The sequence below is a fragment of the Ramlibacter montanisoli genome (assembly GCF_013087525.1).
Lineage (GTDB): Bacteria > Pseudomonadota > Gammaproteobacteria > Burkholderiales > Burkholderiaceae_C > Ramlibacter > Ramlibacter montanisoli.
This window is the reverse complement of the sequence record NZ_JABFCS010000001.1, coordinates 3,244,010-3,263,020: the sequence shown is the minus strand read 5'-3', so window position 1 is coordinate 3,263,020 and position 19,011 is coordinate 3,244,010. Positions and strand designations below refer to the sequence as shown.

Below are 19,011 nucleotides of genomic sequence, written 5' to 3'. Positions count from 1 at the left end.
CTGCGGCTTCGCGGGTGTAGCTCAGTTGGATAGAGTACTTGGCTACGAACCAAGGGGTCGTGGGTTCGAATCCTGCCACCCGCGCCAACAATTCGGAAAGTCGGTCAAGGGGTTGCGTCCATCGGGCGCAACCCCTTTCCTTGTCCGTCGGCCCACTGTGTCCCCTGTAGGCGCCCTTTGTGACTTGCGAAGGGCAGAGCCAGTGCAAAGCCACAATGCTTCAAAAGGCTTTGGACGGAACGGATGGATTTGCGGGTGTTCTTGGTCGAAGACCTCCGGAGCATGCGCACGCTGATGGGCGAGCTCTTCTCCGCGATCGGTGGCCTGAGGCTGGTGGGCGGCGCGGCGACGGAGGCCGAGGCCAAGCTCTGGCTGTCGGACAACGCGGGGGCGTGGGACCTGGTGATCGTCGACCTGATCCTGGACGAAGGCTCGGGTATCGAGGTCCTGCGCGAGGCCAAGCGGCGCGCGCCGGCGTCCCGGGCCGTGGTCTTCAGCAGCTTCGCCACCCCCGGCATCCGCGCGCACTGCCTGGCGCTGGGCGCCGATGCGGTGTTCGACAAGGTGGACACGGCGGCCTTCGTCTCGTGGCTCGACGAGGAAGTGAACCGGCTGGACCGGCCCGGCCCCGCGCCCTGAACGCCGGGTGAGGTGTCGGTGCAGTCCTACCTTGCATGACGGATTTGCGCGCCTGTGCGCCGAGCGGCCCCCACCATAATCCGCGTGTGAGCGAAAGACATCTGGAAGCGGGGGACGTCGTCAGGCTGAGGGCCGGCGGCCCGCCCATGGTCGTGCGCGCGGTCAGCGGCGACACCGCCTACTGCCAGTGGTACGCCGGCATCGACCTGCACCAGGGCACCTTCCTGTTCACGTCGCTGCGCGACATCGGCCGCGAGCGGCGCGCAGCGGCGGCGCGCGCGGCCTCGCTCACTCCGACGCGATCTTCTGTGTCTTCATGAGACCGGCCCACTCGGCCGACTCCTGCGCCAGCGTCGCGGCCAGCTGCGGCGGGGGCAGGTAGGCCGGGATCGCACCCTGCTGCGCGGCGGCCTGCGCGAGGTCCGCGCTCTCCAGCACTCCGCGCACTGCTTCGTTCAAGCGTTCCACCACCGCCGCCGGCGTGCCCGCGGGCGCCAGCAGCATCAGCCGAGGCGCCACGTTGAATCCCGGCAGCGCATCGGCAATCGCCGCCACGTTCTCGGCGCCCGCCAGCTTGCCCGTGTTCATCAGGCCGATGGCGCGCACCTTGCCTGCGCGCGCCTGCGCCAGGCCGGCCGCTGCGCTCACCACCCCGATCGGTACCTGCCCGCTGATCACGTCCGGCAGGATCTGCGCGGCGCCGCGGTAGGGGATGTGCACGATGAAGGCGCCGGTCTGCGCCTTGAGCATCTCGAAGCCCAGGTGGTGCACCGTGCCGACCCCCGAGGTCGCATACGAATACTTGCCGGGACTGGCCTTGAGCAGGGCGATCAGCTGCCGCGGGTCCGCCGCCGGCACGCTGTGGTGGGCCACGACCATCAGCGGCGCGATGAAGGTGCCGGACACCGGCGTGAAGGCCTTCTGGGGATCCATGTTCGCGCGCGGCTGCAGGTGCGAGGTGATGAGCATGCCGCTCTCACCCATCAGCAGCGTGTGGCCGTCGGGCGCGGAGCGCGCCACGGCTTCGGCGGCGATCATGCCGGAGGCGCCGGCGCGGTTCTCCACCACCACCTGCTGGCCCAGCACCGGAGACAGGCGCTGCGCCAGCATGCGCGCCATCGCGTCGACGCCGCCCCCTGCCGCATAACCGACCATCACGCGCACGGGCTTGTTCGGAAAGGCCTGCGCGGCGGCGAAGGGCGCCACCAGCGCGAGCGCCGTGGCCAGCGCGGCGCGGCGGCTGAATCTCCCGGGGCAAGGCATCTCTGCTTCTCCTGTGTCCTGGACTGCGCACCATGATGCCGCGCGCGCGGTGCACCGGGACCGCGTGCTTTCCCGCGCATGGTGCTGCGCGTCCTGTCCTGCAAATTCTTTCCGCGATCGCGGACACGGCCGCCCGCGCACGGCCGCGCTGCTGCAATGCACAATCATCCGCGCTACCCAGGGCACTTTGCGCATGACCACCACGAACCGTCGGCTTCCGATCGGAGCGGAATACCAGGACGGCACGGGAACACAGTTCCGCGTCTGGGCACCGGCCGCGCGCCGTGTGGACGTCGTCTTCGACAACGCGAGCGACGGCGATCCAGCACCGCTGCGCCACGAAGGCGACGGCTACTTCTCGGCCTGCGTGGCGCACGCCCGGCCCGGCATGCGCTACCGGCTGCGGCTCGATGGCAAGGACGCCTTCCCCGACCCGGCCTCGCGCTGGCAGCCCGAGGGCCCGCACGGTCCCTCGGAGATCGTTGCCCTGGACAGCTACCCCTGGTCCGACCGCGACTGGCGCGGCATCGGGCCGCGCGGCCAGGTGCTGTACGAGATGCACATCGGCACCTTCACGCCCGAGGGCACGTACGCGGCGGCGCAGCGGCACCTGCCCTACCTGAAGGACCACGGCATCACCGTGCTGGAGATCATGCCGCTCAACGAGTTCAACGGCCCCTTCGGCTGGGGCTACGACGGCGTCAACCTGTACGCCCCGACGCACCTGTACGGCACGCCCGACGAGCTGCGGCACTTCATCGACAGCGCCCACGGCATCGGCCTGGGCGTGATCCTGGACGTGGTCTACAACCACTTCGGCCCCAGCGGCAACTACCTCGCGCGTTTCTCGCCGCACTACATCAGCGAGCGCTACGAGAACGAATGGGGCGACGCGATCAACTTCGACGGCGAACACAGCGGCCCGGTGCGCGAGTTCTTCGTGTCCAACGCCGGCTACTGGATTGACGAGTTCCACTTCGACGGCCTGCGGCTCGACGCCACGCAGTCCCTGTTCGACGCAGGCACGCCGCACATCGTCGCGGACATCGCGCAGCGGGCCCGCGCCGCCGCGCGCGGCCGCGGCATCTACCTCAGCGCCGAGAACGAGCCGCAGCACGCGGAACTCGCGCGGCCGCCAGCGCAGGGCGGCATGGGACTGGACGCGCTGTGGAACGACGACTTCCACCACAGCGCCACCGTCGCGGCCACCGGCGGCTGCGAGGCCTACTACTCGGAGACGCGCGGCACGCCGCAGGAGCTGATCTCGTCGCTGAAGTGGGGCTTCCTGTACCAGGGCCAGTACTACGCGTGGCAGAAACAGCGGCGCGGCCATGCCGCGCTGGACCTGCCGGCGCAGGCCTTCATCCAGTTCCTGCAGAACCACGACCAGGTGGCCAACAGCGCGCGCGGCCAGCGGTTGCATGCGATGACATCACCGGGCCGTTACCGCGCGCTGACGGCCCTGCTGCTGCTGACGCCGGGCACGCCGCTGCTGTTCCAGGGCCAGGAGTTCGCCGCCAGCGCGCCCTTCCTCTACTTCGCGCGCCACGAGGACGAACTCAACGTGGCGATCCGCAAGGGCCGGCAGGAATTCATGACGCAGTTCCCCAACCTGCGCAGCGCGGATGGTGGCAAGCTGCTGGCACCACCCGCCGACGAAGAAACATTCCGACGATGCAAGCTCGACCACGCCGAACGCGAAAGCCATGCGCACGTCTTGCGGATGCACCAGGACCTGCTGGCGCTGCGGCGCGAGGACCCGGTGTTCGCCGCGCAGGACCGCGATCGCATGCACGGCGCGGTGCTGGGTGCCGAAGCCTTCCTGTTGCGCTTCCTCGGTGGCGCGGACGGCGACCGGCTGCTGGTGGTGAACCTCGGCGCCACGCTGCCGCTGCTGCCGATGCCGGAGCCGCTGCTGGCGCCGCCGGCGGGCTGCCGCTGGAAGCTGCTGTGGCACAGCGAGGACGCGCGCTACGGCGGCAACGGAATGATCGAACCCGATGGCGAGCACAGCTGGCGCCTGCCCCCGCATGCGCTGATGGTGCTCGCCCCCGAACCCCTGGAGGAAAACGATGGCCGAAGCCATCCTGAACAAGGTGCCCTGGACGGGGCGCAATGAAAGCCCAAGCAGCTGCTGACGCGCGAATGGCTGGTGACCAACGGCCTGGGCGGCTATGCCTCGGGCTCGGTCGCCGGTGTCGCCACCCGGCGCTACCACGGCCTGCTGATCGCGGCGCTGCCCACGCCGATCGGCCGCACGGTGATGCTCAGCCACCTGGGCGAATGGGTGCGCCTGCCGGACCGCCGCACCGTCAGCCTGGCGGGCGAGGAGCGGCCGGAGCGCGCCTTCGAGCTGCCCGAGGTGCTCACCGAGTTCCGCCTGGAGATGGGCCTGCCCGTGTGGACCTTCCACGTCGGCGACGTCGCGATCGAGAAGCGCATCCTGCTGCCCTACGGCCAGAACACCGTGCACGTGAACTACCGCCTCACCGGCGGCGGCCACGGCGTGCGCCTGATCCTGCGGCCGCGCCTGCACTTCCGCGGGCACGAGCTGCCGGTGGAGGAGGGCTACGACCAGCCCTGCCGCCTGCACGTCATGAGCCAGCGCTTCGAGGTGCATGCGGAAAACAACCCGCAGCTGCCGCCGCTGCGCATGACCATGCTGGGGCGCGATCCGCAGCTGGTGCTGGAAGGCGGCAACTTCGAGGACTTCTTCTACCGCATCGAAGCCGCGCGCGGCTATCCGTCGCGCGGGCGCGTGTGGACGCCGGGGCGCTTCCGCGCCGAACTCGGGCCGGGCGAGGAGTGCACGCTGATCGCCTCCACCGAGAGCTGGGACACCATCCAGGCGCTGACGCCGCAGCAGGCGCTGCAGGCTGAACACGCGCGCCGCGAGAAGCTGATCGAGAAGGCCGACCCGGCCGCGCGCACGGGCCGCGCCGCCGAACTGGTGCTGGCCGCCGACCAGTTCATCATCGCGCCCTTCAGCCGCCAGGCCGATGCCGCGCGGGCGCTGGCCGAAGGCGACCAGGCCCGCACGGTGATCGCCGGCTACCACTGGTTCACCGACTGGGGCCGCGACACCATGATCAGCCTGGAGGGGCTCACGCTCACCACGGGCCGCCATGCCGAAGCGGGCTACATCCTGCGCACCTTCCTGCACTACGTGAAGGACGGCCTGATCCCCAACATGTTCCCCGAAGGGCACAACGAGGGCCTGTACCACACGGCCGACGCGACGCTGTGGCTGTTCCACGCGATGGACCGCTACGTCACGGTCACGGGCGACCGGCTCACGCTGCGCCACGCCATCCCGGTGTTCGTGGACATCATCGAGCACCACCTGCGCGGCACGCGCTTCAACATCGGCGTGGACCCGCGCGACGGGCTGCTGCGCCAGGGCGCCGAGGGCTACCAGCTCACCTGGATGGACGCCAAGGTGGACGGCTGGGTGGTGACGCCGCGCCGTGGCAAGGCGGTGGAACTCAACGCCCTGTTCTACAACGCGCTGCGCCTGATGGAGCGCTGGCTGCGCGAGGAAGGCCAGGACCCCAAGGCGCAGGAGATGGCGCAGCACGCGCGCCGCCTGTGCGAGAGCTTCAACCAGCGCTTCTGGAATCCGCAGACCGGGTGCCTGTACGACGTGGTCGACGGCGAGGGCGGCGACGACCCCGCGATCCGGCCGAACATGATCTTCTCGATCTCTCTGCCGCACCCGGTGCTCCGACCCGAGCGCTGGCGCAGCGTGCTGGACGTCGCGCAGCGCCTGCTGGTCACGCCCGTGGGCCTGCGTTCGCTGGCCCCCGGCCACCCCGACTACAAGCCTTACTACGACGGCGACCTGCGCGTGCGCGACGCCGCCTACCACCAGGGCACCGTGTGGGGCTGGCTGGCCGGGCCGTTCGCGGACGCCTGGCTCAAGGTGCACCCGGACGACAACGAGGGCATCGCCCGGCTGATCGAGGGCTTCGCTAACCACCTGGGCGAAGCGTGCATCGGCTCGATCAGCGAGATCTTCGACGCGCAGGAGCCCTTCACGCCGCGCGGCTGCGTCGCGCAGGCGTGGAGCGTCGCCGAGGTGCTGCGGATCCTGGTGAAGTGCCGGCATGCGGCCGGCGAGCAGCGCGCCGGCATGCCATCCGCCGGTCAGACGTGGTCGCAGGCGGTGGTGCACGCCTAGGCCTTGCGGCCCTCAGGCCTCCGCCTTCGCCTTCTTCTTCTTCTTCCTCACCGCCGCCAGGCTCTCCTTCAACGAACCCTCCAGCGTCCGCTTCAGCCGCGCCTCCAGCATCGCCAGCACCGCGGCCTCCTCGGGGCGCAGCGAAGCCAGGTCCTCGCGCAATTCCTCTTCGACTTCCTTCTTCACCTGCAGCAGCAGCTGCCCCTCGGTGTACGCGTTGAGCACTTCCGGGTGGATGTAGCACTTGCGGCAGATGGTGGGCGTGTTGCCCAGGCGCGCCGCCACGCGCTCGATCGCGGCCTTCAGGTTCTTCTTCTGCGCGGCCTGGCTGTCGAAGGCCTCGAACTCCTGCAGCGCCAGCGCGGCCAGCACGGTGCCGGCCCAGGTGCGGAAGTCCTTGGCCGTGATGTCCGCGCCGGTGATCTCCTTCAGGTAGGCATTGACGTCGGCGGAGGTGACTTCGCGGACTGCGCCGTCCTCGTCCTGGTACTGGAAGAGGCGCTGCCCGGGCAGTTCCTGGCAGGCGCGCACGATCTTCGCGATGCGCCTGTCCTTCACCTGCAGGCGCCAGGTCCTGCCGCTCTTGCCCTTGAACTGGAAGCGCAGTTCGGCGCCTTCCACCTTCACGTGCGGGTTGCGCAGCGTGGTCAGGCCGTAGCTCTTGTTCTCCCGCGCGTAGTCGTCGTTGCCGACGCGGATCAGCGTGGTCTCCAGCAGGTGCACCACCGTGGCCAGCACCTTCTGTAGCGGCAGCCCGCGCAGCGCCATGTGCGCAGCCAGCTGCGCGCGGATCGCCGGCAGCGTCCGCGCGAACTCCATCATCCGTTCGTACTTGGTGCTCTCGCGCACTTCGCGGAACTGCGGGTGGTAGCGGTACTGCTTGCGCCCGCGCGCGTCGCGGCCGGTGGCCTGCAGGTGGCCGTTGGCCCTGGGGCAGATCCACACGTCCACGTAGGCGGGCGGGATGGCCAGCTTGCGGATGCGGTCCAGCGCCGCCTCGTCGGTGAGCAGCTCGCCGTTCGGCTTGTAGTAGGCGAAGCCCTCGCCCTTGCGCTCGCGCCGGATGCCGCGGTCCTCGTCGCTCACGTAGACCAGGCCGGCGGCCTCGGCCGCTTCGCGCGGATCCGCCGGTGTCGGGGCGAAGGGCTCGGTGTCCTTCACTTCAGTTCCGGAAGGCCTGGGTCACCATCAGGCCGTGGATGCCGCCGTCGAGGATGCCGATGCCCAGGCGGCCGAACTGCGGCCGCAGGATGTTGGCGCGGTGCCCGGGCGAGCGCATCAGCCCCTTGTGCGCGATGGCGAGCGTGGGCGCCAGCGCCAGGTTCTCGCCCGCGCTGAGGTAGCCGATGCGCGCCTGCTGCAGGCGGTCGCCCAGGTCCTTGCCTTCCGGGCTGAAGTGCGAGAAGTAGCCGCGCTTGAACATGTCGCGGCTGTGCGAGCGCGCCACCTGCGTCATCACCGGATCGGGCCGCACCGGCTTGAGTCCCGCCGAGCGCCGCTCGGCGTTCACCAGCTCCAGCATCTGCGACTCGAGGTCGGGCCGCGGCTCGGCCCTGTTCACCCGGAAGCGCAGCGCGATGGTGTCGCGCGACTCCGGCTGCACCGTGAGCATGTCGGCCAGCCTCCGCACCGCGGGTTCGAACACGGGGCCCAGCCGCACCTCCACCCATTCGGCCGGGGCGGAGAAGCGGCCGGCCAGGTCGCTCTCGTGCGCCCAGGTGCCGATGCGCGCCCCGAGCGGCAGCGTCAGCGTCAGCACGGCGGCCACCACCGCGTACATGGCGCCGTTCACCACGCCGGGAGCGATCCCGAGCAGCCGGTTCAGCAGGTTGACGTGCACCTGCCTGGGCAGGTGCAGCGTGAATCTCATCACCACGTTGGCCAGCACGAAGTGCACCAGCAGGAAGAGGGCGACGAAGGCGAGCGGCGCGATCCACACGCCCAGGGCAGGCGCCAGGGAGGCCAGCCAGTCCGTCACGTACCGGTAGCCGAGGAACGCGGCCGCCAGGCTGGCGACCAGCGTCAGCAGGTCCAGGGCGGCGAACACGAAGCCGCGCCACCAGCCGGCCAGCGCGCCGGCCAGCACGATGGCGATGAGCAACAGGTCGATGGGGTTGAGCTGCATGCCGGGCCAGTATGGAGGCGGCCCGTGGACTGCTGACGTCGGACGGCGTTGACGCTTGTCCAGGGACGCGGCCGGTCGACGGCCGCAAGGAACTCAGGTGCGCAGCGGCAGCAGGGCGGGAGCGGGTTCGCTGGCGACGGCGGGGGTGCCTGCAGCTCCGCGCAGCAGGTGCAGCTGGAGGCGCAGGCGTAGCGCACGCGTGCCACCGCGAGCGCCTGCGCCGGCTCGTTGAACTCGCCCAGGTACTCGCCGGCCCCGCCGCCCGGGAAGCAACCCGGCGGGCAGCGGCTGCGGTCATGGACGGCGTGGCCTCCGTCCGGGTGGGTGCGACTCGCCACGAAGTAGCTGGCCATGTGTTCTTTCGTCGGGACAGGCCATGCTAGGCAGTTGCGCGCGCGAGCGGCATCCACCATTCGGCGGACCGGGTTCCCCGGTCAACGCAGGCGGTGTTCGGCGAGCGAGGTGCGCAGGTCCGCGACCAGCCGGCCCATGGACTCGCCTTCGTCGGCGAGCAGGCGGCGGGCGCCGAAGCGATAGAACTCCGCCCAGCGGATATGCCAGTCGTGGGTGGTGGTCAGTTCCACGTACAGGGAGGGTTCGGCGCCGGTGGCGTGGCACTTGCCGGACACCAGGTAGCCCACCCGCAGCTCGCGACAGATGAGTTCCAGCGCGTGCGGTGGCGCCTTGGCCAGGAAATCGGAGCTGATCAGGATGGCCTGGGTGGCGGGGTCGGCGGCAAGCCGCTCGCGCACGCGGTCGGCGATCTCGGTGCCGAGCAGGGCCAGCTGCGGATCGCTCCCGCAAGGGGTGAAGGGCAGGACGGCCACCAGGGGGCGGCCGGGAATGCCGGCGGCAGCGAGAGGGGATTCCAGGGCGGGCCCGTGCAGGAGTTCACGCGAGTTCCGGGCGCGAGCCGCGGCGGAAGCTGAGTGCACTCGCATTCTAGGGAGCAAGCCCGCCACGGCGTCCTTCGATTGCAGGGGAAAAGTCGGAATAAAGCTGTGACTCAGTGCGGATGTTCGCCGCGCGTGGCCCGCCGCCAGGCCGCCCGCGTGGCCTCGCGCGCCTCTTCCCAGCGCAGGCGCGACTTGCCGCGCACGCGGTCGAAATCGCTCTTCAGCTCGCCTTCGAGCTGCTCGAACTCGCCGTTGCGCCGCACCGGGCCGGTGTAGCCCACGCGGTAGGCAGGACTGTAATCCTCGTAGGTGAATTCGCTGCGGTAGTAGGGTTCACTGCGGAACGCCTCGCGCCAGTAGGCCTCTTCGGCAGTCGGATTGATGGCGGGCGGAGCGGCAAGTTCGGTGGTCATCGCGCGGGTCCTCGATGTCGCCATCGTGCGACCGACCCCGGCTCTGCCTTACGGAGGCCGGCCCTTCCGGGTGTAGGACGGCGGCGCTGTCGCCGCGCGCGGGCAGTCGCTATGCTTGGCCGCATGAGCAAGGCGTTCACGCGCGAGACCGATGCCGAGGAAGACGAGGAAGGTGGCGGCCTGCCGCCCTTGCCCCCGGGCGGCAAGAACTACATCACGCCGCAGGGCTACGCGCGGCTGCGCGCCGAGCTGCTGCAGCTGATCGACGACGAGCGGCCCAAGGTGGTGGAGGTGGTGCACTGGGCGGCCAGCAACGGCGACCGCTCGGAGAACGGCGACTACCTCTATGGCAAGAAGCGCCTGCGCGAGATCGACCGCCGCATCCGCTTCCTCACCAAGCGGCTGGAGATCGCGGAGGTGACCGATCCCACGCTGCACCACGGCCACGACCAGGTGTTCTTCGGCGCCACCGTGAGCTACGTGGAGGAAGACACCGGTGTGGAACGCACGGTGACCATCATGGGCATCGACGAGTCGGACAGCGCGCAGGGGCAGGTGAGCTGGATCTCGCCGATCGCGCGCGCGCTGCTCAAGGCGCGCGAAGGCGACGTGGTGAAGCTGGTGACGCCGGCGGGGGTGAAGGAGGTGGAGATCCTGAAGGTGGGGTATCCGGCGCCGCAATGAAATGCGCTGGGGTTCGGCTGCCCCTCACCACCAGCCTACGAGACTCCCGGTAGGCTGGCGGTGAGCCCTCCGGGCGAACCCCAGCAGCTCACGCGCCCGGCCGGATCCGCACCGCGTTCATCACGCTCGGCGTGCGCTTGAGGTTGCGCAGCACCGACTCCAGGTGCGTGCGATCGCGCACCGCCACCACGAAGCGCAGGTCGGTCGCGTCCTGCGCGCGCTCGTCGTCCATGTCCACGTGCGTGATGTCGGCTTCCGCGTTGGCCAGTGCCGCCGCGACCCGCGCCAGCGCGCCCTTTCCGTTGGCCACCGTGACCAGGATGCCGGTCTCGAAGGAGCGCACCGGCTCCTCCGCCCATTCGACGCCGATGAAGCGTTCGGCGTCCTTGTGCTGCAGGCGCTTGGCGACCGTGCAGTCGGTGGTGTGCACCACCAGGCCTTCGCCGCGCCCCAGGTAGCCCAGGATGGGATCGCCCGGCACCGGCCGGCAGCAGCTGGCGAACTGCACCGAGGCGTTCTCGCTGCCGTCCAGCGTCAGGCCGCCTTGCGACACGTTCTCGTGGGCCGTGAAGCGCTCGCGGCTCAGGAGCAGGGCGTCGGGCTTTTCGCCCATCTCGCCCAGCAGCGTCATCAGGCGCTTGGCGACGATGCCGGCGATGCGCCGGCCCAGGCCGACGTCCGTCAGCAGCTCGGCGCGGCTCTTGTTGCCGGTGAAGCGCAGCAGCTTTTCCCACAGCGCGTGGTAGGTGTCGTCGTCGGCCGGCAGCTTCTCCATGCCTTCGGCGCGCAGCGCCTGGGCCAGCAGCTTTTCGCCGAGCTGTTGCGACTCCGCCTGCGCCAGGGTCTTCAGGTGGTGCCGGATCTTGGAGCGCGCGCGGCCGGTGCGCACGAAACCGAGCCAGGCGGGATTGGGCGTGGACACCGGCGCCGTGACCACTTCCACCACGTCGCCGTTCTTCAGCTCGGTGCGCAGCGGCACCTGGGCGCCGTTGATGCGCGCCGCCACCGTGTGGTCGCCCACGTCCGAGTGGATCGCATACGCGAAGTCCACCACGGTCGCGCCGCGCGGCAGGGCCAGGATCTGGCTCTTGGGCGTGAACACGTAGACGGCGTCCGGGAACAGGTCGATCTTCACGTGGTCCCAGAACTCCGCCGCGTCGCGCGTCTCGTTCTGGATGTCCAGCAGCGACTGCAGCCACTTGGTGCCCAGGCGCTCGGTGTTCTCTTCCTGCGGCACGCTGGCCTTGTACAGCCAGTGCGCGGCCACGCCGGACTCGGCCACCAGGTGCATGGCCTCGGTGCGCAGCTGGAATTCCACGTTCACGCCCGAGGGGCCGACCAGCGTGGTGTGCAGCGACTGGTAGCCGTTGATCTTGGGGATGGCGATGTGGTCCTTGAACTTGCCGGGCACCGGCTTGTACAGCTGGTGCAGCAGGCCCATGGCCGTATAGCAGTCGGTCACCGTCGGCACGACGATGCGGAAGCCGTAGATGTCGGTCACCTGCGCGAAGCTCAGGTGCTTCTCGTCCATCTTCTTGTAGATGGAGTACAGGGTCTTCTCGCGCCCGGCGATGCGCACCTTCAGGCTGGCCGCGTCGAAGGCGTTCTCCACGTCGCGGTGCACCTTCTGGATCAGGTCGCGGCGGCGGCTGCGCGCGCGCGAGACCGCCTTGGACAGAACGGCGTAGCGCCAGGGCTTGAGGTAGCGGAAGGAGAGTTCCTGCAGCTCGCGGTAGGTGGTGTTCAGGCCCAGGCGGTGGGCGATCGGCGCGTAGATGTCCAGGGTCTCGCTGGCGATGCGGTGCCACTTCTCGCGCGGCACGTCTTCCAGCGTGCGCATGTTGTGCGTGCGGTCGGCCAGCTTCACCAGGATCACGCGCACGTCGCGCGCCATGGCCAGCAGCATCTTGCGGAAGCTCTCGGCCTGGTTCTCTTCCCGGGTGTTGAACTGCAGCTTGTCCAGCTTGGTGAGGCCGTCCACCAGTTCCGCCACCGGCGCACCGAAGCGTTCGATCAGCTGCGGCTTGGTGACGCCGCAGTCCTCGATGGCGTCGTGCAGCAGGGCCGCCATCAGCGCCTGGGCATCGAGCTTCCACTCGGCGCACTGGGCGGCGACCGCGATCGGGTGGGTGATGTAGGGCTCGCCGCTGGCGCGCATCTGGCCCAGGTGCGATTCGTCGGCGAACCGGTAGGCCTTGCGGACCAGGTCCACTTCGGCCGGGTCCAGGTAGTCGAGGCGGGCGGTCAGCGCGGCAAAGCTGGCCGCTGCGGCGTTGGCCGCGGCGGGGGAGGGGAGGATGGGGCTGCTGGGCCGTTTCTTGCCGCTGCCCGAAACCGGGGGAGCACCGCGCTCATGACCCCTAATGTAGCGCGGGGGCTACGGATGGGGAAACGCAAATGAAAAAGCACCGCGGGGCGGTGCTATTCGGGGCGACAAGGACGCCTTGGGTCCCCGCCTGCGCGGGGATGACGGTGTGTGCCTCAGCCGGGGACTTTTTCAGCATCTCCAGGCCGATCTTGCCTTCCGCGATCTCGCGCAGGGCGGTCACGCCGGGCTTGTTCTTGCTCTCGATCTTGGGCGCATGGCCCTGGCTCAGCATGCGGGCGCGGTAGGTCGCGGCGAGCACCAGCTGGAAGCGGTTGGGGATCTTGGCAAGGCAGTCTTCGACGGTGATACGGGCCATGGAATGAATCTCTCCGGGAATGGGGCTCAGATGCCGAGGGCCTTGAAGGTGTCGGCACGCAGCCGGCGCTGGGACACGTACTTCAGGCGCTGGGAGTGCACGATCGCTTTCAGGTCGAAAAGCGCGCGCTCAAATAACTCGTTGATTATAACGAAATCGAATTCCTTCGCCTGCTGCAGTTCGGCGGCCGCGTTGGCGAGTCGGGTTTCGATCACTTCCGGCGAGTCCTCGCCCCGGCGCTCCAGCCGCGAGCGCAGTTCGTCCCAGCTGGGAGGCAGGATGAACACCAGGATGGCGTTGGTGAAGATGCGCTTGATCTGCAGCGCGCCCTGCCAGTCGATCTCCAGGATCACGTCCGAGCCGTGGGCGATGCGGTCCTCGATCATCTTCTTGGAGGTGCCGTAGCGCCGGCCGTGCACGTGCGCCCATTCCACGAAGGCGTCGCCCAGCACCATCTGGTCGAACTCGGGCTCGGACACGAAGAAGTACTCGCGCCCGTGCTTTTCCTGGCCGCGCGGCGCGCGGGTGGTGTGCGAAACGGAGGGCTGGACGTGCGAATCGAGCTCCAGCAAGGCCTTGACCAGGCTGGACTTGCCCGCGCCGGAAGGGGCGGCGACGACGATCAGGTTGCCGGGGTAGTCCATGCGGGATTGTAAGAGGGGTGCGCTACTCGATGTTCTGGACCTGCTCGCGCATCTGCTCGATCAGGACCTTCATGTCCACCGAGATCTTGGTCAATTCCAGAGCCGCGGACTTGGATCCCAGGGTGTTGGCCTCGCGGTGCAGTTCCTGGATCAGGAAGTCCAGGCGCTTGCCGATCTCGCCGCCCTTCTGGATCAGGCGCTCGATCTCGTCCACGTGCGCCGCCAGCCGGGTCAGTTCCTCCGCCACGTCGATGCGGATCGCGAATGCGGTGGCTTCGGTGAGCGCGCGGTCCTGGGCGGCTTCGGGGGTGGCCGTGCCTTCGCCCAGCGCCATCGCCTCCTTCCAGCGCTCCAGGAACTTCTGCCGCTGCTGTTCCACCAGCTGCGGGACCATCGGCTTGGCCTGGGCGGCCAGCTGGCGCAGTTGGGCCAGGTGCCCGAGCAGCATCTTGGCCAGGCGGGCCCCTTCGCGCTCGCGGGCCGACACCAGGTCTTCCAGCGTGCGGGCCGCCAGCTTCTGCAGGTTGTCGCCCCAGTCCACCGAGGTGTCGCCTTCGGCGGCGGCCAGGCGCAGGATCTCGCCCACCGACAGGGCGGCGGCGGTCGGCATCCAGGTCTTGACGGTGTCCTGCACCGCCGCCAGGCGCTGCAGGGTGGCCATGGAGGGCTCGCGCGCGAGTTCGGCGCTGGCGCCTTCGACGCCGGCCCGCACTTCCACCTTGCCCCGCTTGATGCGGGAGGTGATCAGCTCGCGCAGGGCCGGTTCATGGGCGCGCAGCTCCTCGCCCAGGCGGAAGGAGAGGTCCAGGAAGCGGCTGTTGACGGAGCGGATTTCCAGCCCGAGGCGGCTGGCTGTTGCGGCCTTGCTGCCATCGTGACCGGCCGGAGCGGTCCCCGCGCTCGTTTGTGCCGAGGCGTAACCGGTCATACTGTAAACTGGCATGCAGAGGGGTCTTTGAAGAAGTCGTTGCGGGGAATGCGGTAATCGCAGGGGCGCGGGAGCGCCTCCACAATCTTCAAATTATGTCAAAGCTCAAACCGGCGCCTTTACCGCCGGACACCGTGATCGGAGGCTACCGTGTGGTGCGCAAGCTGTCCGCAGGGGGCTTTGGCGTCGTCTACCTCGCCGTGGACAACGAAGGCCAGCAGGTCGCGATCAAGGAATACCTGCCTTCGTCGCTGGCCACGCGCCCCCGGGAGAGCTGCTGCCCCAGGTGGCGCCCGAGAAACTCTCGCTCTATCGCCTCGGCCTGAAAAGCTTCTTCGAGGAAGGCCGCTCGCTCGCCCAGATCTCGCACAGCTCCGTGGTGAGCGTGCTGAACTTCTTCCGCGAGAACGAGACCGTGTACATGGTCATGAACTACCTGGAGGGCGCGACCCTGCAGGACTTCATCATCACGGCCCGCGAGCTGAAGAAGCAGAAGGTGTTCCGCGAATCGACCATCCGGTCGCTGTTCGACGAGATCCTGCGGGGCTTGCGCATCGTGCACCAGCACAAGATGTTGCACCTGGACATCAAGCCTGCCAACATCTTCATCACGGACGACAACCGCGCCGTGATGATCGATTTCGGCGCGGCGCGCGAAGTGCTGTCCAAGGAGGGCAACTTCATCCGCCCCATGTACACGCCGGGTTTCGCCGCCCCCGAGATGTACCGCCGGGACTCCTCGATGGGCCCCTGGACGGACATCTATGCCATCGGCGCCTGCATCTACGCCTGCATGCAGGGTTACCCCCGAATGATGCGCCCCAGCGACTCGAGAAGGACCGCCTGTCGCTCGCCCTGTCCCGCCTGCGCGGGGTCTATTCCGACAACCTGATCGAGGTGGTCGAATGGTGCATGTCGCTCGATCCGCTGTCCCGTCCGCAGTCGGTGTTCGCGCTCCAGAAGGAACTGAGCCGCGAAGGCGAGCGCCGCTACACGAAGTTGTCCGTGGGTGAAAAGATGCGCCTGCAGTTCGACAACATGGTGAGCGACACCAAGAAGAGCATGAAGAAGACGGGCTTCGGGCGAAAGCCAAGTGAAATTCTCCGTCTTCCAGATCAGCCGCAAGGGCGGTCGCGAGAAGAACGAAGACCGGATGGGCTATTGCTACACGCGCGAGTCGGGCCTGTTCCTGCTCGCCGACGGCATGGGCGGCCATCCCGAAGGCGAGGTTGCCGCGCAGCTGGCGCTGCAGACCATCTCCGCCCTGTACCAGAAGGAAGCGCGCCCGGTCGTCAAGGACGTGACCGAGTTCCTGTCGATCGCGCTGATGGCGGCGCACCACCAGATCATCCGCTACGCCAGCGAGAAGGGCATGCTCGACACGCCGCGCACGACCCTGGTCGCGGCGATCGTTCAGGGCACGCACGCCACCTGGGTGCACTGCGGCGACTCGCGGCTGTACGTGGTGCGCGCCGGCGAGCTGCTCACGCGCACGCGCGACCACTCCTACCTGGAACAGCAGAACGCCGGCGTGATCCGCATGGACCGGATCAACCGCAACATCCTCTTCACCTGCCTCGGTTCGCCGACCAAGCCCGTGTTCGACGTGACCGGGCCGGTGCAGCTGCAGCAGGGCGACAAGATCCTGCTGTGCTCCGACGGCCTGTGGGGCAGCCTGGAAGACAACGAGATCGTGCGTGAGCTGGCCATCAAGCCGGTGGCCGAGGCCGTGCCCGACCTGGTCGAGGGCGCGCTGCGCAACGGCGGCGAGCACTCGGACAACGTCACCGTGATCGCCATGGAGTGGGAGACGCCGGACACCTTCGAGTCCACCCGCGGCATCTCCACCGACAGCATCTCCGACGGCGTGTTCGCCTCGACCATCCAGGCCGGCGTGCTCGACACGCTGGTGGACGACCTCGACGACGCGGCGATCGAACGCTCCATCGCCGAGATCAACGAAGCCATCCGGCGCTCCGCCGCGAAGAAGGCCTAGTCCGGCAGGGCTATCCGGGCCTGAGACAATCGGGCCCATGTCGACTTTCTCCCGTCTGGGCGGCCGTGCCGCCGACCAGCTGCGCCCCGTGCGCATCACGCGCAACTTCACCATCCATGCCGAGGGCTCCGTGCTCATCGAGTTCGGCAGCACCCGCGTGCTGTGCACCGCTTCCGTCGAGGAGAAGGTGCCGCCCCACAAGCGCGGCAGCGGCGAAGGCTGGGTGACCGCCGAATACGGCATGCTGCCGCGCGCCACCCACACGCGCGGCGACCGCGAGGCCGCGCGCGGCAAGCAGAGCGGCCGCACGCAGGAGATCCAGCGCCTGATCGGCCGGTCCCTGCGCGCCGTGTTCGACCTGAAGAAGCTGGGCGAGCGCACCATCACCCTGGACTGCGACGTGCTGCAGGCCGATGGCGGCACGCGCACCGCGGCCATCACCGGCGCCTTCGTGGCCGCGCAGGACGCGGTCAACAAGCTGGTGCGCGACGGCAAGCTGGCGGCCTCGCCGATCACCGGCCACGTCGCGGCCGTGTCGGTGGGCATCGTCGAAGGCACGGAACTGCTGGACCTGGAGTACGTGGAGGACGTCGCCTGCGACACCGACATGAACGTGGTGATGACCGGCGCCGGCCACTACGTCGAAGTGCAGGGCACGGCCGAGGGCGTGGCCTTCACCCGCAAGGAAATGGACGAACTGCTGCGGCTGGCCGAGAAGGGCATCGCCGAGCTGGTCGCCATGCAGGAAAAGGCGTTGCAGGCGTGATCGATCGCATCGTCCTCGCGTCCAACAACCAGGGCAAGCTCGCCGAGCTGCAGGCGATGTTCGCGCCGCTGGGCATAGCACTCGTGCGCCAGGGCAGCCTGCGCGTGCCGGAAGCCGAGGAGCCGCACCGCAGCTTCGTCGAGAACGCGCTGGCCAAGGCGCGCAACGCCGCGCAGCACACGGGGCTGCCGGCCATCGCGGACGACGCGGGTCTCTGCGTCGATGCCTTCGGCGGCCAGCCTGGCGTGGACACCGCCTACTACGCGACGCAGTTCGGCTATCCCAAGGGCGACGACAACAACGTGATCGCGCTGCTGGAGCAGATGCGCGACATCACGAACCGCCGCGCGGCGCTGGTCAGCACGCTGGTTGCCGTGCGTTCGCCGGAGGACCCCGAGCCACTGATCGCGGTCGGCCGTGCCGTGGGCGAGATCGCGCGCCGCCCTGCCGGCAGCCACGGCTTCGGCTTCGACCCCGTCATGTTCATTCCCGCCTTCGGCAAGACCTTCGCCGAACTGCCGCCGGAAGTGAAGAACGCGCACAGCCATCGCGGCCAGGCCGCGAAACAGATGGTGGAGCTCATCCGAGAGCGCTGGCTGTGAAGGACATCCAGCACTACATGCGGCCCGGCACGCTGCAGCTGCCCGCGCTGCCGCCGCTGGCGCTGTACGTGCACCTGCCCTGGTGCCTGAAGAAGTGCCCGTATTGCGACTTCAACTCGCACGAGATGCAGCCCTCCGCCATGCCGGAGCAGCGCTACCTCGATGCCTTGCGCGCGGACCTGGAAGCCGCCTTGCCGCTGGTGTGGGGCCGCGAGGTGCACAGCATCTTCATCGGCGGCGGCACGCCCAGCCTGTTCTCGCCGCAGGGCATCGATCGCCTGCTGTCGGACGTGCGCGCGCGCGTGAAGCTGGCGGCGGATGCCGAGATCACGCTGGAGGCCAACCCCGGCACCTTCGAGAAGGACCGCTTCAAGGCCTTCCGCGCCGCGGGCGTCACTCGCCTGTCGGTGGGCGTGCAGAGCTTCAACGACGGCTTCCTGCGCGCGCTCGGCCGCGTGCATGACAGCCGCCAGGCGATCGCGGCGGTGGAGGAGGCGGCGGCGAGCTTCGACACCTTCAACCTCGACCTGATGTACGCGCTGCCCGGGCAGACTCTGGAGCAGCTGGAGCAGGACGTGACGCAGGCGCTGGCGCTGATGCCGCCCCACCTGTCGATCTACCACCTCACCATCGAGCCCAACACCTACTTCGCCAAGTTCCCGCCGGTGACGCCGCCGGAGGACCTGGCGTACGCGATGCTGGACCGCATCACCGAGATGACCGCGGCGACCGGGCTGGAGCGCTACGAGGTGTCGGCCTATGCCAAGCCGGGCCACCGCTGCTGGCACAACTGGAACTACTGGCAGTTCGGCGACTACCTGGGCATCGGCGCCGGTGCGCACAGCAAGATCAGCTTCCCGCACCGCGTGGTGCGCCAGGTGCGCAAGCGCGAGCCCAAGCTCTACATGGACAACGCGCTGGCCGGCCACGCGATCGCGCAGGACGACGAGGTCGCACGCAGCGACCTGCCGTTCGAGTTCATGCTGAATGCGCTGCGCCTGCGGGAGGGCTTCGCGCTGCAGGACTTCCGGGACCGCACGGGGTTGCCGCTGTCGGCGATCGAGAAGCCATTGCAGGAGGCGCAGGCGAAGGGGCTGATCGAGCGGGACCTGGTGCGCGTGCGGCCGACCGAGCGGGGCTTCGATTTCCTGTCGGACCTGCAGGGGCTCTTTCTTTCGTAGGCTGGTGGTG

The 19,011-nt window shown here is 68.9% G+C and carries 17 protein-coding genes, 1 tRNA gene and 2 pseudogenes; 11 read left to right on the top strand and 9 right to left on the bottom strand.

Going from position 1 to position 19,011, the window contains the following annotated elements:
• Positions 1–10 precede the first annotated feature (10 nt).
• The 3 genes from HK415_RS16100 (at position 11) to HK415_RS25935 (ending at position 959) form a co-directional block, all read left to right on the top strand.
• A tRNA-Arg gene (locus tag HK415_RS16100) sits at positions 11–87 on the top strand.
• 156 nt (positions 88–243) lie between these two features.
• A complete protein-coding gene (locus HK415_RS16095) occupies positions 244–639 on the top strand; it encodes a response regulator (protein WP_256373060.1) in 396 nt (131 codons plus the stop codon).
• Positions 640–725: 86 nt separating this feature from the next.
• Positions 726–959, top strand: coding sequence for a YodC family protein (locus tag HK415_RS25935; protein ID WP_216369812.1), 234 nt, complete (start codon positions 726–728; stop codon positions 957–959).
• Here the strand turns inward: HK415_RS25935 and HK415_RS16085 are convergent.
• Positions 928–1,902 carry a Bug family tripartite tricarboxylate transporter substrate binding protein gene (locus HK415_RS16085; protein ID WP_171561098.1) on the bottom strand — a complete coding sequence of 325 codons (975 nt, stop codon included), beginning with the start codon at positions 1,900–1,902 and terminating at the stop codon, positions 928–930. The two genes, HK415_RS25935 and HK415_RS16085, sit on opposite strands and share 32 nt — an antisense overlap.
• Before the next feature lie 193 nt (positions 1,903–2,095).
• Between HK415_RS16085 and treZ the strand changes: the two genes are divergently transcribed.
• On the top strand, positions 2,096–4,021 hold the full coding sequence (gene treZ / locus HK415_RS16080; RefSeq protein ID WP_171561097.1) for a malto-oligosyltrehalose trehalohydrolase: 1,926 nt from the start codon (positions 2,096–2,098) through the stop codon (positions 4,019–4,021).
• A gap of 33 nt (positions 4,022–4,054) precedes the next feature.
• A complete protein-coding gene (locus tag HK415_RS16075) occupies positions 4,055–6,082 on the top strand; it encodes an amylo-alpha-1,6-glucosidase (RefSeq protein WP_216369811.1) in 2,028 nt (675 codons plus the stop codon).
• A gap of 12 nt (positions 6,083–6,094) precedes the next feature.
• Here HK415_RS16075 and HK415_RS16070 read toward each other — a convergent pair whose 3' ends face one another.
• From HK415_RS16070 to HK415_RS16055, 4 genes are all read right to left on the bottom strand, one after another.
• Complete coding sequence (locus HK415_RS16070; protein ID WP_171561096.1) at positions 6,095–7,243, bottom strand: DNA topoisomerase IB; 1,149 nt, start codon at positions 7,241–7,243, stop codon at positions 6,095–6,097.
• 1 nt (position 7,244) lies between these two features.
• Positions 7,245–8,207 (bottom strand): CvpA family protein, encoded by a 963-nt coding sequence (locus tag HK415_RS16065; protein ID WP_171561095.1) that lies wholly within the window; start codon positions 8,205–8,207, stop codon positions 7,245–7,247.
• 434 nt (positions 8,208–8,641) lie between these two features.
• On the bottom strand, positions 8,642–9,034 hold the full coding sequence (locus tag HK415_RS16060) for a hypothetical protein (protein WP_171561094.1): 393 nt from the start codon (positions 9,032–9,034) through the stop codon (positions 8,642–8,644).
• A gap of 179 nt (positions 9,035–9,213) precedes the next feature.
• Positions 9,214–9,516: a hypothetical protein gene (locus HK415_RS16055; protein ID WP_171561093.1), complete on the bottom strand. Its 303-nt coding sequence runs from the start codon at positions 9,514–9,516 to the stop codon at positions 9,214–9,216.
• A 123-nt stretch (positions 9,517–9,639) separates the two neighbouring features.
• Between HK415_RS16055 and greB the strand changes: the two genes are divergently transcribed.
• Complete coding sequence (gene greB / locus HK415_RS16050) at positions 9,640–10,200, top strand: transcription elongation factor GreB (RefSeq protein ID WP_171561092.1); 561 nt, start codon at positions 9,640–9,642, stop codon at positions 10,198–10,200.
• Between the two features lie 88 nt (positions 10,201–10,288).
• Here greB and HK415_RS16045 read toward each other — a convergent pair whose 3' ends face one another.
• The 4 genes and pseudogenes from HK415_RS16045 to HK415_RS16030 all read right to left on the bottom strand — a co-directional run bounded on the left by HK415_RS16045 (position 10,289) and on the right by HK415_RS16030 (position 14,471).
• Entirely contained in the window at positions 10,289–12,499 is a 2,211-nt protein-coding gene (locus tag HK415_RS16045; RefSeq protein WP_171563500.1) for a RelA/SpoT family protein, read from the bottom strand.
• 187 nt (positions 12,500–12,686) lie between these two features.
• A pseudogene (gene rpoZ / locus HK415_RS16040) lies at positions 12,687–12,884 on the bottom strand (DNA-directed RNA polymerase subunit omega); the annotation flags it as partial.
• Between the two features lie 26 nt (positions 12,885–12,910).
• Positions 12,911–13,528: a guanylate kinase gene (gmk, locus tag HK415_RS16035; RefSeq protein ID WP_171561091.1), complete on the bottom strand. Its 618-nt coding sequence runs from the start codon at positions 13,526–13,528 to the stop codon at positions 12,911–12,913.
• 22 nt (positions 13,529–13,550) lie between these two features.
• A complete protein-coding gene (locus HK415_RS16030; RefSeq protein ID WP_171561089.1) occupies positions 13,551–14,471 on the bottom strand; it encodes a YicC/YloC family endoribonuclease in 921 nt (306 codons plus the stop codon).
• 80 nt (positions 14,472–14,551) lie between these two features.
• Between HK415_RS16030 and HK415_RS16025 the strand changes: the two are divergent.
• From HK415_RS16025 to hemW, 5 genes and pseudogenes are all read left to right on the top strand, one after another.
• Positions 14,552–15,545, top strand: a pseudogene (locus tag HK415_RS16025) (serine/threonine protein kinase); the annotation flags it as partial.
• A 4-nt stretch (positions 15,546–15,549) separates the two neighbouring features.
• Positions 15,550–16,452 carry a PP2C family protein-serine/threonine phosphatase gene (locus tag HK415_RS16020; protein WP_171561088.1) on the top strand — a complete coding sequence of 301 codons (903 nt, stop codon included), beginning with the start codon at positions 15,550–15,552 and terminating at the stop codon, positions 16,450–16,452.
• A 37-nt stretch (positions 16,453–16,489) separates the two neighbouring features.
• Complete coding sequence (gene rph / locus HK415_RS16015) at positions 16,490–17,218, top strand: ribonuclease PH (protein WP_171561087.1); 729 nt, start codon at positions 16,490–16,492, stop codon at positions 17,216–17,218.
• A 56-nt stretch (positions 17,219–17,274) separates the two neighbouring features.
• The gene (locus HK415_RS16010) at positions 17,275–17,820 is read left to right on the top strand and encodes a non-canonical purine NTP pyrophosphatase (RefSeq protein ID WP_253262278.1); all 546 of its coding nucleotides are present in this window, start codon (positions 17,275–17,277) and stop codon (positions 17,818–17,820) included.
• A gap of 17 nt (positions 17,821–17,837) precedes the next feature.
• Positions 17,838–19,001, top strand: coding sequence for a radical SAM family heme chaperone HemW (gene hemW / locus HK415_RS16005; RefSeq protein WP_216370009.1), 1,164 nt, complete (start codon positions 17,838–17,840; stop codon positions 18,999–19,001).
• The last annotated feature ends 10 nt before the right edge of the window (positions 19,002–19,011 follow it).